General features: G+C 64.5%; 12 protein-coding genes. 5 read left to right on the forward strand and 7 right to left on the reverse strand.

Features of this window, described 5'->3' with window-relative positions; all coding sequences use genetic code 11:
* Window positions 1-27: 27 nt before the first annotated feature.
* From QX126_RS22735 to QX126_RS22760, 6 genes are all read right to left on the reverse strand, one after another.
* Window positions 28-1272 carry an acyl-CoA dehydrogenase gene (locus QX126_RS22735; protein ID WP_315783782.1) on the reverse strand — a complete coding sequence of 415 codons (1245 nt, stop codon included), beginning with the start codon at window positions 1270-1272 and terminating at the stop codon, window positions 28-30.
* A gap of 120 nt (window positions 1273-1392) precedes the next feature.
* Complete coding sequence (locus QX126_RS22740; protein ID WP_315783784.1) at window positions 1393-2520, reverse strand: acyl-CoA dehydrogenase family protein; 1128 nt, start codon at window positions 2518-2520, stop codon at window positions 1393-1395.
* Window positions 2521-2655: 135 nt separating this feature from the next.
* Window positions 2656-4524 (reverse strand): AMP-binding protein, encoded by a 1869-nt coding sequence (locus QX126_RS22745; RefSeq protein WP_315783786.1) that lies wholly within the window; start codon window positions 4522-4524, stop codon window positions 2656-2658.
* A 41-nt stretch (window positions 4525-4565) separates the two neighbouring features.
* Window positions 4566-5372: an enoyl-CoA hydratase/isomerase family protein gene (locus QX126_RS22750; protein ID WP_315775530.1), complete on the reverse strand. Its 807-nt coding sequence runs from the start codon at window positions 5370-5372 to the stop codon at window positions 4566-4568.
* Between the two features lie 153 nt (window positions 5373-5525).
* Window positions 5526-6284 (reverse strand): SDR family NAD(P)-dependent oxidoreductase, encoded by a 759-nt coding sequence (locus QX126_RS22755; protein ID WP_315783788.1) that lies wholly within the window; start codon window positions 6282-6284, stop codon window positions 5526-5528.
* 83 nt (window positions 6285-6367) lie between these two features.
* A complete protein-coding gene (locus tag QX126_RS22760) occupies window positions 6368-7027 on the reverse strand; it encodes a TetR family transcriptional regulator (protein ID WP_315783790.1) in 660 nt (219 codons plus the stop codon).
* 138 nt (window positions 7028-7165) lie between these two features.
* Here QX126_RS22760 and QX126_RS22765 point away from each other — a divergent pair, with 138 nt between their 5' ends.
* The 4 genes from QX126_RS22765 (at window position 7166) to QX126_RS22780 (ending at window position 11842) form a co-directional block, all read left to right on the forward strand.
* Window positions 7166-8338: an acetyl-CoA C-acetyltransferase gene (locus QX126_RS22765; RefSeq protein ID WP_315775533.1), complete on the forward strand. Its 1173-nt coding sequence runs from the start codon at window positions 7166-7168 to the stop codon at window positions 8336-8338.
* Window positions 8339-8507: 169 nt separating this feature from the next.
* Window positions 8508-10046 (forward strand): acyl-CoA synthetase, encoded by a 1539-nt coding sequence (locus QX126_RS22770; protein ID WP_315783792.1) that lies wholly within the window; start codon window positions 8508-8510, stop codon window positions 10044-10046.
* A gap of 252 nt (window positions 10047-10298) precedes the next feature.
* A complete protein-coding gene (locus QX126_RS22775; protein ID WP_315783987.1) occupies window positions 10299-11369 on the forward strand; it encodes an alpha/beta hydrolase in 1071 nt (356 codons plus the stop codon).
* 95 nt (window positions 11370-11464) lie between these two features.
* Window positions 11465-11842: a hypothetical protein gene (locus QX126_RS22780; RefSeq protein ID WP_315734788.1), complete on the forward strand. Its 378-nt coding sequence runs from the start codon at window positions 11465-11467 to the stop codon at window positions 11840-11842.
* A 72-nt stretch (window positions 11843-11914) separates the two neighbouring features.
* On the opposite strand, the gene QX126_RS22785 is transcribed toward QX126_RS22780, so the two are convergent.
* Window positions 11915-12637, reverse strand: a complete 723-nt coding sequence (locus tag QX126_RS22785; protein ID WP_315753591.1) for a hypothetical protein — start codon at window positions 12635-12637, stop codon at window positions 11915-11917.
* Between the two features lie 202 nt (window positions 12638-12839).
* Here QX126_RS22785 and mbfA point away from each other — a divergent pair, with 202 nt between their 5' ends.
* Complete coding sequence (mbfA, locus tag QX126_RS22790) at window positions 12840-13811, forward strand: iron exporter MbfA (RefSeq protein WP_315713729.1); 972 nt, start codon at window positions 12840-12842, stop codon at window positions 13809-13811.
* Window positions 13812-13877 lie beyond the last annotated feature (66 nt).

Consider the following 13877-nt stretch of genomic DNA (forward strand, 5'->3'; position numbering starts at 1 on the left):
CGCTAACCCGCCCTACGACTGCACGTGTTAGTTTCGTCCCCGGGTCGGCACCTGATTGAACGGCACGTCCTTGTCGACCCGGATGTCACCCGGCAACCCGAGCACGCGCTCGGCGATGATGTTGCGCATGATCTCGTCGGTGCCGCCTTCGACGCGGGTGCCGGGCGCGCGCAGCAGCATCGCCTGGAATTTTCCGGCGAGCTCAGCCTCCGGGCCGCTCAGCACGCCGGCGGCGCCCTGCAGGTCCAGCGCGTAAGCCGCGACGTCCTGGATCATCGGTCCGGCGACGAGTTTGCCGATCGAGTTCTCAGGTCCCGGCCGCTCGCCCTTCGACAGCGCCGAGATGGCGCGGATGCTGGTGTATTTCAGTCCGCTCGCCTTCACCGCCCAGCTCGCGAGCTTCGAGCGAACGTTGCGGTCCTCGATCGCGGGCCGATCGTCCAGCATCAGGTTGGAGCAGAAGTCGAACAGCTCCGGAAAACCGGTGGAGACACCGGCGCCGATCGACATGCGCTCGTTCATCAGCGTTGTCAGCGCGACGTTCCAGCCGTCATTGACGGCGCCGAGACGCTGCGAATCCGGGATCACGACGCCGGTGAAATAGACCTCATTGAAATCGGAGTGACCGCTGGCCTGCTTGATCGGCCTGATCTCGACGCCCGGACTCTTCATGTCCAGGAAGAACATGGTGAGCCCCTTGTGTTTCGGCACCGTGGGATCGGTGCGCGTCAGCAGGATGCCGTAGTCGGAGTAATGCGCGCCCGAGGTCCAGATCTTCTGGCCGTTGATCACCCAGTCGTCGCCACGCTTCTCGGCGCGGGTGCGCAGGCCAGCGACGTCGGAGCCGCCGGCCGGCTCGGAGAACAGCTGGCACCAGACCTTCTCTCCCGACGCGAGCGGCGGCAGATATTCACGCTTATGCTGCTCGGAGGCGTAGGCCATCATGGTCGGGCCGCACATGCCATGACCGATGATGAACATGCCGGAGAGCTTGCCGTAAGGCCCCTCCTCCTGCTGCCAGATCACGCGCTCGATCGGCGAGGCGCCGCGGCCGCCATAGTCTTTCGGCCAATGCAGGCAGGCCCAGCCGGCCTCCGCCTTCTTCTTCTGCCAAGCCTTGGCGACGTCGAGGATATTGGCGTCCTTCAGCGCGACGCGGCCGAGCGAGGAGGCGCGCAGCTCGTCCTCATACTGCTTTGGCGCATTGGCCGCGATCCAGGCGCGGGCTTCGGCGCGAAATGCAGCCTCCTGCGGGGTGTCATCGAAGTTCATGGTCAAACCCTGCTTTCGTAGGGTGGGCAAAGGCGCAGCGCGCCGTGCCCACCGTTGCAATCACATGACGCGATGGTGGGCACGCTTCGCTTTGCCCACCCTACGAGTTCTCACCTTGCCTCACGCCGCATTGCGCTTGCGCATGCGGTCGATCAGCTGGTCCTCCCAATAGGACAGACTGCCGAGACCGAGCGCGAGCGCATTGGCGCGGCGGTAGTACATGTGGCAGTCGAACTCCCAGGTGAACCCCATGCCGCCATGGACCTGGATGTTGTTCTTGGCGCAGTGCTGATAGGCCTGCGTCGCGCTGATGCGCGCCGAGGCCGCGGCCTCCGGCAGCTCAGGAGCGTTGGTCGAGAGCGCCCAGGCGCCGTAATAGGAATTCGAGCGCGCCAGGGTCGCGGACACATACATGTCGGCCAGCATGTGCTTGACCGCCTGGAACGAGCCGATCGGCCGGCCGAAGGCGATGCGGTCGAGCGCGTAGTCGCGGCCCATCTCCAACGCGCGGTCGGAGCCGCCGACCTGCTCGAAGGCGGTGAGCACCGCGGCGCGATCGAGCACCTGGGTGATGATGCCCCAGCCCTCGCCGGCGGCGCCGAGCGGCTCCGCCCTGCAGTTCTTGAAGGTGAGCTCGGCCTGGCCGCGGGTCGGATCGAGATTGGTCAGCGCCTTCGCTTCGACACCGCCCGCCCTGGTGTCGACGAGGAACAGCGAGATGTCGCTGTCGCGGCCGGTCGAGCCGGTACGCGCGGCAACGATGATGAGATCGGCGATGGCGCCGTCGGCGACCGGCTTCTTGGTGCCGTTGAGCACACCGTTGGGGGCCTCACACTTGATCGCTTTCGGCGACGGATTACCGGTGCCCTCGAACAGCGCCAGCGTGCCGATTGCCTCGCCGCTCGCTATTTTCGGCAGCCAGGTCTGCTTCTGCGCATCGCTGCCAGCCAGCATCAGCGCTTCCGCGGCGAGATAGACCGTGGACGAGAACGGCACCGGCGCCAGCGCGCGGCCGACCTCCTCGGCGATCACGCAGAGCTCGAGATGGCCGGCGCCCGCACCGCCATATTCTTCCGGAATGGCCACGCCGAGGAAGCCCATCTCGGCAAAGCCCTTCCACAGCGCGCGGTCGTATGGCTCCTTGCCGTCGAGCACGACACGCACCGCCTTGGGCGGACACTTCTCGGCGAGGAACTTCCGCGCCTGGTCCCGCAGCTGCTTCTGGTCGTCGGAGAAATCGAAGTTCATGGCCTCACCTGCTTCCTGATCGTCATTCCGGGGCGATGCGCAGCATCGAACCCAGAATCTCGATCTGATTTATCTCTGGATTCCGGGTTCACTCGCTTCGCGAGTGCCCCGGAATGACGGTTTCAAAATGCGTCATCACAGCACGATCACGTCGCTGTCGGGCTTGGCCGCGTAGAGCCGTTCGACCAGCGCGGCGCGGCGCTCGAGGCCGGCGCGCTGGTTGATGTAGCCCTTGTCGGTCAGCTCATGGCCATCGATCGAGGGCGGCTCGACCATCAACATGGCGCGGCCGATGCGCCGGCTGGTCGCGCCCTCGCACTCATTATTATGGGCTTCGAGACCACGGCGGACGCAGTCGATGACGGCAGGATGCTTCACCACATCCTCGAACGTCGCATTGGGATCACCGACCAACTGGCGGCAGGCGTGCAGATTGGGCCAGGCCAGGAGACCGACATATTCGCGGTCCTGCCCCGTCACCAGCGCATCGTGGATCGCCGGCGTTGCGGCTGCGATCGCATCCGTGCGCAGCGAGCCGACATGGACGAAGGTGCCGGTCGTGAGCTTGAAATCCTCGACCACGCGGCCGGCGAAGATGATGCCTTGCGTCGGATCATTGGGATCGACGAACACGCCGGCATCGCCGATGCAATAGAACCCTTCCTCGTCGAACGCCTTCTTCGTCAGCTCGGGCTGGCCGAAATAGCCGGGCATGACGTTGATGCCGCGCAGGCGCAGCTCATATTTGTCGCCGGTCGGGACCATCTTCAGCTCGACGCCGGGGAACGGCAGGCCGATGAGGCCGACCCGCTCGGTGTTCCAATAGGTGCCGGTCGAGGTCGGCGCGGTCTCGGTGGAGCCCCAGCCGGTGTAGAACACGATGCGCTCGCCGGTAGTCTTCACCGCGAGCGCCTGCATGCGCTCATAGAGATCGTCCGGCAGCCGCGCGCCGCCATAGGCCATGATCCCGAGATCCTTGAAGAAGGAGCGGCACAGCGCGTCGTCCTTCTCCATTGCGGCTGCGAGCGCCGCGTAGCCCGCAGGCACGTTGGCATAATAGGTCGGGGAGACTTCGCGTAGATTCCTGAGCGTCTCGTCGAACAGACCGGGCATCGGCCGGCCGTCGTCGATGTAGAGCGTGCCGCCCTCGATCAGCAGCGGATTGAACAGTGCATTGCCGCCCATGGTGTGATTCCACGGCATCCAGTCGAGCACCGTGGAGATCGGCGCGTCCGGACCGCGCGGGCGGGTCTGCATCATCATCGCCGCATTGGCGCACATCATCGCTTGCGTGTTGATGACGGCCTTCGGCATGCCGGTCGAGCCGGAGGTGAACAGCAGCTTGCCGACGGTCTCGGACGTAATCTGCGCGATCGAGGCCTCGACCTCCGGTGTCGCCGGCGTCGCGGCGAGATCGGCGAAGCTGATGCTTGGGATGCCCTCGCAGGGCCGGGCGACGTGAACGACCGTGACGCCGTCGAGATCGAGCGCCTTCAACGCCTTCTCGAAGGTCGGGCCGTCCTGCACCATGACAACGCCCGGCTTCACCAGCCCGAACAGATATTTGAGCTTGAGATGATCATGGCTCATCAACGAATAGGCCGGCGACACCGGAGCGGCCGGCGAACGGGCCTGCATCGCGGCCATGGTGATGAGCGCATGCTCGATCGAATTGCCGGAGAGGATCGCGACCGGGCGGCCGTCGAGTTTCAGATTGAGCAGACCCTGCGTCAGCCCGTCGACGGTCCGTTTCGCCTCGGCATAGGACAGCTTGCGCCAACGTCGATCGGGGCCGCTGCGTTGCGCGAGCCAGGTCCGCGTCGGCGCCTCCTTGGCCCAGCGGGCGAGCGGCGCCGCCAAATGCGGCTCATAGGCCTGCAGCGGAATGCGCGACTTGATGACGATGACGCCGTCACCGCGCCTGACGACATCGATGTCGCGCGCCAGCCAATTGACCTTGCGGAATGCCGGCTTCTCCAGCACCTTCGCTGCCGTCCCGTCCATTTTGCGTCTCCCGAAATATCGTCCTTTGCGGATCTTGATATCTAGCGGTTGGTATAGACCGGCTTTCGCTTCTCAAGAAAGGCTTGAATACCTTCCTTGAAATCTTCGGAGCGGCTGCACAGCACCTGGTTGCGATCCTCCATGGCGATCACGGCTTCGATCGACGACGCATCGACGCTCATGTTGAGGCATTCTTTCGACAGTCGAAGACCGACCGGCGATGCGGTCATCATCGCCTCGATGAACGGCGCGGCCGCGCTCTCGAGCATATCGTCCTCGACGATCTCCGACACCAGCCCGACCATGAGCGCGCGCTCGGCGCCGATGAAGCGGCCGGTGAGAATGAGCTCAGACGCGACGGAGACGCCGACGAGGCGCGGCAAAAAGTAGCTGGTGCCGATGTCGCAGCCCCCTAAGCCAAGCTTGATGAAGGCGCAGTTCATCCGCGCCGAGCGCGACGCGATGCGGATATCGGCCGCGAGCGCCAGGGCGAAGCCGCCGCCGGCGGCTGCGCCCTGCACCAGCGCAATGATCGGCTGCGGACAGCGCCGCATCAGCATCACGATATCGGCGATGCGCCGCTGCGAATCCAAGGACTCGGTGACGCCAGGGGGCTCATTGACACCGCCGCGCCGCTGCATCGCGGCTTTCAGATCGAGCCCGGCGCAGAAGTTCTTGCCGGCGCCCTTCAGCACGACGACCCGCGTGGTACGATTGCGCTGCAGGCTTTCGAAATAGGCATTGAGCGCGTCGATCAGCGCCGGATCGAGCGCGTTGAGGCTGTCCGGACGGTTGAGCGTCACCCGGTCGACACCATTGTCGTGCTCGATCAGCAGCGGTTGGGACATGACGCGCGCTCCACCCTTAGTATCATCCCGGCGAACGCCGGGATCCATAGCCACCGGCTTGTGTTGTACCTACGGCGTCTGTCAGATTGCCTGTTTCAGACGCCGCGGAGTATGGGTCCCGGCGCAAGGCCGGGACGACAGCGGAGCTTGCCGCTAGCGCGGCGCCATGCGGATGGCACCGTCGAGGCGGATGGTCTCGCCGTTCAGCATCGGATTCTCGACGATGTGAACCGCGAGGTTGCCGTACTCCGAGGCGTCGCCGAGGCGGGCCGGATGCGGCACCTGGGCGCCGAGGCTCTTTCGCGCCTCTTCGTTCAGGCCCATCAGCAGCGGCGTCAGGAACAGGCCCGGCGCGATGGTGTTGACACGGATCTTCTGGCTGGCGAGGTCGCGCGCCGCCGGCAAGGTCAGGCCGACGACGCCGCCCTTCGAGGCCGAATAGGCGATCTGGCCGATCTGGCCTTCATAGGCCGCGACGCTGGCCGTGTTGATGATGACGCCACGCTCCTCGCCGATCGGCTCGGCGGTGACGAGGCGCTCGGCGAACAGCCGCAGCACGTTGAAGGTGCCGATCAGGTTGACGTTGATGATGCGGGCGAACTTCGCGAGCGGATAGACGCCGTCCTTGCCGACGATGCGCTGCGAGCCGCCGATGCCGGCGCAGTTGACCAGCACGCGGGCGACGCCATGCGCCGCCTCGGCCTTGGCGAGGCCGGCCTTGACCTGCTCCTCGTCGGTCACGTCGGCATGAATGGCGACGCCCTTCAACTCGGCGGCAACCTTCTCCGCGTTCTCCTTGCTCTGGTCGAGCACGGCGATCTTGGCGCCCTTGGCAGCCATGGCGCGCGCCGTGGCGGCGCCCAGGCCCGAGCCACCGCCGGTGATGAGAACGGCAACGTTGTTCAACTGCATGATACGCTTCCTCCTTGGACGTTTTTTGTTTGCGAATAGCGAATGGGGAGTAGCGAATAGGGCGAACCTCTATTCGCTACTCCCTATTCGCCATTCGCCCTCTTCAATATTCCGCCGCAGATCAGCGCCTCCATGTGGGCGATGTACTGACGGCAGACATCATCGGTGACCGGGCCGACGCCGATCGCGCGCGACATCGCGTGGCGGCCGAAGAACAGATGATCGCAGGCGCCGATCAGGCTGGTATAGAACAGCACCGGATCCACGGCGCGAAACTCGCCCTTGGCGACGCCCTCCTCGATCAGCCGGCGATGGAAATCCAACAGCGGCGCGACGAAGAACTTCGACACTTCATCCGCGGCTTCGGCGCTGCTCTCGTGCAGCAGATAGTGGATCAGCCGGTTCATGTAGGGAAACCGGTGATAGGCGCGGATGATGCCGCTGATGTGCAGCTTGAGCTTGGCCGTCGGCGCAAGTGGCTGCGCCAGCAGATAATCGAGATTGGCGACCTCGGTCGCAGCATCGCGGGCGAGCAGCGCCAGCAGCAGCCCGTCCTTGTTGCCGAAATGATATTTGACCAGGGCGGCGTTGGCGCCGGACTTCTGGGCGATGTCGCTGAGCGAAATTTCGATCGAGGACCTCTGAATCATCAGCTCGCTCGCTGCGTCCAGCAGCTTCTCCGCGGTGGCATTCCGTCCCGCGGGAACTTTTTCCGGCGCGCTGTTCTGAAGCTGAGGTCCCAAGACGCATCTCGCAATTGATCGCGGCAGATAAGCCGAAGCCGGAGTTGATCTCAAGAGTTAATTGATCGATTGACTAACCGACATTGGAGCATTTAAATCGCGCGCAATCACGAACACCAAGTCTAGGGAGGACACGTCATGGCGGAAGCCTACATCGTCGCGGCCGCACGCACGGCCGGCGGCCGCAAGGGTGGCCGTCTGGCCGGCTGGCATCCGGCCGATCTCGCCGCGAAGGTGCTGGATACGCTGGTCGAGCGCTCCGGCGCCGCGCCGGACCAGGTCGAGGACGTGATCATGGGCTGCGTCATGCAGACCGGAGAGCAGTCCACCAACATCGCGCGCAACGCGGTGCTGGCGTCGAAGCTGCCGGAGAGCGTGCCCGGCACCTCGATCGACCGGCAGTGCGGCTCGTCGCAGCAGGCGCTCCACTTCGCTGCTCAGGCGGTGATGTCCGGCGCGATGGATGTCGTGATCGCCGCCGGCGTGGAGTCGATGACCCGGGTGCCGATGGGTCTCTCCTCCACGCTTCCGGCGAAGAACGGCTTCGGGCACTACAAGAGCCCTGGCATCGAGAGCCGCTATCCGAACATCCAGTTCAGCCAGTTCACCGGCGCGGAAATGATGGCGGAGAAGTACGGACTCTCGAAGGATGAGCTCGACGAATACGCCTATAACAGCCATCAGCGCGCGATTGCCGCCACGCAAGCAGGCCAATTCAAGGACGAGATCATCCCGCTCGAGATCACCCGTGCCGACGGCTCGACCGACACCCACTACATCGACGAGGGCATCCGCTTCGACGTCAGCCTCGACGGCATCAGAAACGTCAAGCTGATCGCCGAGAACGGCAAGCTGACGGCGGCCACAGCCAGCCAGATCTGCGACGGCGCCTCGGGCGTCATGGTCGTCAACGAGCGCGGCCTGAAGTCGCTCGGCGTCAAGCCGATCGCCCGCGTCCATCACATGACCATGATGGGCGGCGATCCCGTCATCATGCTGGAGGCGCCGTTGCCGGCGACACAGCGCGCGCTGCAGAAGGCCGGCATGTCGATCGACGACATCGATCTTTACGAGGTCAACGAGGCCTTCGCCTCGGTGCCGACCGCGTGGCTGAAGGCAACCCGCGCGGATCCTGACAGGCTCAACGTCAATGGCGGCGCCATCGCGCTCGGCCATCCGCTCGGCGGCTCCGGCACCAAGCTGATGACCACGCTGCTGCATGCGCTGAAGGCCCGCAACAAGCGCTATGGGTTGCAGACGATGTGCGAAGGCGGCGGCATGGCGAACGTGACGATCGTGGAGCGGCTGTAGTCCTCGCTACAGCAATGGTGTCGTCCCGGCCTTGCGCCGGGACCCATACGCCCACGTGTTCGTGGTCGAGCTGAGCTGGAGCTCCAGCTCGCTTCCCAATTTCATTCGGTGGTTATGGGTCTCCGCTTTCGCGGGGACGACAGCCATCCTGATCAAGCGGTGTGCCCTCATGACCCACCCCTCCATCCACGCCCGAAGCCATCCCGACAAGATCGCCTATCAGATGGCCGGCACCGGCAAGGCCATCACCTATCGCGAGCTCGACGAGCTCTCCAATCAGGGCGCGCAGCTGTTTCGTGCGCTGGGCCTGAAAGCCGGCGACCATATCGCCTTCCTGATGGAGAACCGGCTGGCCTTCATGGAGATCGCCTGGGCCGCGCAGCGCTCCGGTCTCTACTATACCGCGATCAGCCGCTATCTCACCAAGGACGAGATCGCCTACATCATCAAGGATTGCGGCGCCAAGGTCTTCATCACCTCGCCGAAATGCGCCGAGCAGGTCCGCGATCTCGTGAGCGGCACGGACGGCCCGCTGTTCTTCATGGTCGACGAGCCGGAGCCCGGCTTCCGCTCGTGGGACAAGGAGGCCGGCGCCCAGCCCAAGACGCCGATCGCCGACCAGGTCGCCGGCTACGACATGCTGTATTCGTCGGGCACCACGGGACGGCCGAAGGGCATCAAGAAGGATTTCGAAGGCAATCCGATCGATCAGCCGAACCAGTTCCTGCGCGTGCTCTGCGCCGACATGTGCGGCATGAACGCCGACAGCATCTATCTGTCGCCGGCACCGCTCTATCATGCAGCGCCGCTGCGCTTCAACATGATGGTATCCGTGCTCGGCGGCACCTCGATCATCATGGAGCATTTCGACGCCGAGGAGTTCCTGAAGCTCGTCGAGACATACAAGGTCACGCAGTCGCAGCTTGTGCCGACCATGTTCGTGCGCATGCTCAAGCTGCCGGAGGACGTCCGCAAGCGCTACGACGTCTCGACCTTGAAGGGTGCGATCCACGCCGCAGCGCCCTGCCCGGTCGACGTCAAGGCGAAGATGATCGACTGGTGGGGTCCGATCCTGATTGAATATTATGCCGGCTCCGAAGGCAACGGCGTCACCGTCTGCACCTCGAAGCAGTGGCTGGAGCACCGCGGCAGCGTCGGCCGTGCCGTCGTCGGCAAGATCAAGATCCTCGGCGAGGACGACCAGGAACTGCCCATCGGGGAGATCGGCTCGGTCTACTTTGCCGACGCACCTGTGTTCTCCTATCACAACGATCCGGAGAAGACGAAGCGCGCCTATAATGACAAGGGCTGGTCGACCCTCGGCGATGTCGGCTATCTCGATGCCGACGGCTTCCTCTATCTCACCGACCGCAAGTCCTACATGATCATCTCCGGCGGCGTGAACATCTACCCGCAGGAGACCGAGGACGTCCTCGTCACCCACCCGGAGGTGGCCGACGTCGCGGTGTTCGGCGTTCCCAACGAGGAGATGGGCGAGGAGGTCAAGGCGGTGGTGCAGCCGCACGACATGGCGCGCGCCGGCAAGGCGCTCGAGGAGCAATTGATCCTGTTCTGCCGCAAGCACCTGTCACCGATCAAATGCCCGCGCTCGATCGACTTCGAGCCGGAACTGCCGCGCACGCCGACCGGCAAGCTGGTCAAGCGCCACCTGCGCGAGCGCTACTGGCCGAAGAAGGGCGCGGCGTAGCTCCAATAACGGTAGCTGTCGTCCCGGCCTTGCGCCGGGACCCATAGCCACCGCAGCCGATGATGCGAAGGGTATAAGCTCCAGCTTGGCGTCACATGAGCGCCTGTGGTTATGGATTCCGGCTCGCGCTCGCTTCGCTCGCTTGGCCGGGACGACGCGAGGAGAGTGCACGCCATGTCCCAGTCCCTTCCCCCGCTTCCCCTCCCATCCACGATCCGCTCGCGCTTCGTCGACGGCATCAACGGCCTGCGCATGCACGTGCTGGAAGCCGGCTTCGAGACGCCCGGCCGCCCCTGTGTGCTGCTGCTACACGGCTTTCCCGAGCTGGCCTATAGCTGGCGCAAGGTGATGCCGGCGCTGGCCGCCGCCGGATATCACGTGCTGGCGCCGGACCAGCGCGGCTATGGCCGCACCACGGGGTGGAGCGCCGACTATGACGACGATCTCGCGCCGTTTCGATTCACCAATCTGGTGCGTGATGCGCTTGGCGTGGTCTATGCATTCGGCCATCGCCATGTCGCTTCTGTCATCGGCCACGACTTCGGCAGCCCCGTCGCGGCGTGGTGCGCGGTGATCCGCCCCGATGTCTTTCGATCGGTCGTGATGATGAGCGCACCGTTCCCGGGGCCACCGGCAGCACCGTTCGACATCGCCGGTCATCCCCTCGTGCCGCAGGAGGATCCCGTGCATCGCGAACTGGCCGCGCTGCCGCGGCCGCGCAAGCACTATCAATGGTACTACGCGACGCGGCAGGCCAATACGGACATGCATCGAGCGCCGCAGGGACTGCATGACTTCCTGCGCGCCTATTACCATCACAAAAGTGCGGACTGGACGGGCAACGTGCCTTACCCGCTGCAGGCGTGGAGCGCGAGCGAGCTCGCGAAGCTACCGACCTACTACGTGATGGACCTCGGCAAGACGATGGCCGGGACCGTCGCCGAGGAGATGCCAGATGCGGCGGCGATCGCGGCGAATCGCTGGCTGCCGGACCATGAGCTCGCTGTCTACACCGCCGAATATGAACGAAACGGCTTCCAGGGCGGACTGCAGTGGTACCGCTGCGGCGCGTCCGGCCTATTCGACGCTGAATTGCAGACGTGGTCGGATCTCACCATCGACGTTCCGTCTGCATTCATCTCGGGCCTGCAAGACTGGGGCATCTACCAACGGCCCGGCGTGTTTGAGGCGATGCAATCCCGAGTGTGCACCAACATGATACTGTGCGAGCTGATCGATCGCGCCGGTCATTGGGTGCAGCAGGAGCAACATGAACGAGTCAATGAGCTCCTGTTAACGTTCCTGAACAGACTGACAGCCTGATTTCGGACGCCGTTTCGAACTATCAGGCGAATCGAGGAACGAACATTCGGGGTTGACGTTTCTGCATCCGGGCGATGCGCATCAGGAGATGATTTATGGATAAGAAGATCGCAGGCTTGTTGGGCGCGGTCGCCGCTGTCGGCGCGCTCGGCACGGCGCAGGCGTCGGCGGCTCCCGCCCCGACCGATGTCCTGAAGGCCAATTCCTACGCCGACCTGCTCGAGCCGATTCCGAACGCCGCCAAGGTGCTTCAAGCACTCGACGAGCAGGGACCGCCGACGGCCGAGCCGAAGGTTCAACTCGCGCAATGGTACCATCACCACCATCATCATCACCATCACCACCATGGCTACTGGCGCGGCTATGGCTATGGCTACGGCTATGGTCCGCGCGTCTACGTGGTGCCGCCGCGGCGCTGGTATCACCACCATCACCATCATCACCACCATCACTGGTACTACGATCGCTACTGATCGCATCGCGATGATGGTTTGACGGGGCGCCGGCCGCGAGGTCGGCGCCTCTTTCATGTCAGCAGGGCGTCCTCACGATTTGCGCGCCTTCTCCTTCGCTGCGCGATGCAGGTGGCGGTAGGTGCCGTCGAACACCGTATCGGTGCTCGACACCCATTCGGTGTCCTTGGCGAGCACCGGTCGGCTGGCATGGATCCGGCGTGACTGCAGCTCGCGTTCCGCCGCCTCGTCGGGGCTCATCGGCTCGACCGTGAAGTTCGCCTCCTCGGGAATCACGATCACCTGCGCGAACGGCTCGCCGGGGCGGAAGATGTGGGTCCGGCCCTCGGCAGGCGCCTTGAACACGCAGAAGAACAGCATCGGCCAGAAACTGCGCACCAGCGCCGGCACGGCGATCGGGCAGGTATCGGTGCGGTCGGTGTAGAATCGCGGATGCGGCTCGGTCCGGATCGCAAAGCCGTTGGGCACCTTGAGATCGAGCAGGATCTGGTAGGTGTAGAAGGCATCGCCGAAATTGCGGAATGGCGGCCATTGCAGGCTCGGGCTCGGCGGCTCGCCCCAGTCGCCGGACAGCTCCAGCTTGCCGTCGCGCGTGGTGACCTGCAGCTCGAAGTCGTAGGGATAAAACAGCTCGATGCCATATTGCGCACCTTCCGAGAATGGTACGCAATGCCAGACCTGCTCATGCGAGCCGTTCGCGCGTGGCTGGCGTTCGCCCGCCCAGCCCGGGATGTCCATCCGGGTGCGGCGCGGCGCCAACCCTGGATCGTTGAGCCGATATTTGACGCTATCCATTGGAACTCCTTAGGTGGCTGAGCGGAACGCGAACGACGGACTATCCTCGCAGTTCCATGACTGGAGCTTGAATGCGACGTCACGAAAGGGTTTCGCGACCAATCTGCGGCCGGAGTTTGACCGCGGTGCAGCAAATCCATATAGACTTTAGAAGCGTTCTAAATACTCGAATGTTGAGAGCGAAAGATCCGGGGACCTTGGAATGAAGAACTTCGCCGACCTCACCGAGCGCGAGATCCTGGCAATCGCGATCTCTGCCGAAGAGGAAGACGGCCGCATCTATATGAGCTTCGCGGAGGATCTGGCGGAACGCTATCCGGATTCGGCCAAGCTGTTCGAGCAGATGGCCGAGGAGGAGAAGGGCCACCGCCACATGCTGCTCGAGCTCTATGAGGAGCGCTTCGGCAAGAACCTGCCGCCGATCCGGCGCGAGAACGTCAAGGGCTTCATGCAGCGCCGGCCGATCTGGCTGACCAAGAACCTGTCGCTCGACGCCATCCGCCGCGAGGTCGGCACGATGGAGTTCGAGGCCGAGCGCTTCTACGCCAAGGCCGCCGAGCAGGCCAAGGACGTCGGCGTGCGCCGGCTGCTCGGCGATCTCGCCGAGGCCGAGAAGGGCCACGAGAAGGTCGCGGCGAAACTGACCGACAAGATCCTCAGCCCGGACGTCCGGCACAAGGAGGACGAGACGCGGCGGCGCGTGTTCGTGCTGCAATATGTCCAGCCCGGTCTCGCCGGCCTGATGGACGGCTCGGTCTCGACGCTGGCGCCGCTGTTCGCCGCCGCCTTCGCCACACATCAGAACTTCCAGACCTTCCTGGTCGGTCTCGCCGCCTCGATCGGTGCCGGCATCAGCATGGGCTTTGCCGAGGCGCTGTCCGACGACGGCTCGCTGACGGGCCGCGGCTCGCCGTGGCTGCGTGGCGCCGTGTGCGGCGCGATGACCACGCTCGGCGGATTGGGGCACACGATGCCCTATCTCGTCCCGGACTCCTGGACCAACGCGTTCTGGATTGCGACCGCGATCGCCAGTCTCGTCGTATTCTTCGAGCTGTGGGCGATCGCCTACATCCGCGCGCGCTACATGGACACGCCGTTCCTGCAGGCGGTGTTCCAGATCGTGCTCGGCGGCATCATCGTGCTCGGCGTCGGAATTCTCATAGGAGCGGCCTAGCATCCGCACCCCGGCGTCTTGCGAAACGTCCAGCCGCGAGGCTGATGGCGCCAGACCGATCACAAC

It is taken from the genome of Bradyrhizobium sp. SZCCHNPS1003 (genome assembly GCF_032381555.1).
GTDB lineage: Bacteria > Pseudomonadota > Alphaproteobacteria > Rhizobiales > Xanthobacteraceae > Bradyrhizobium.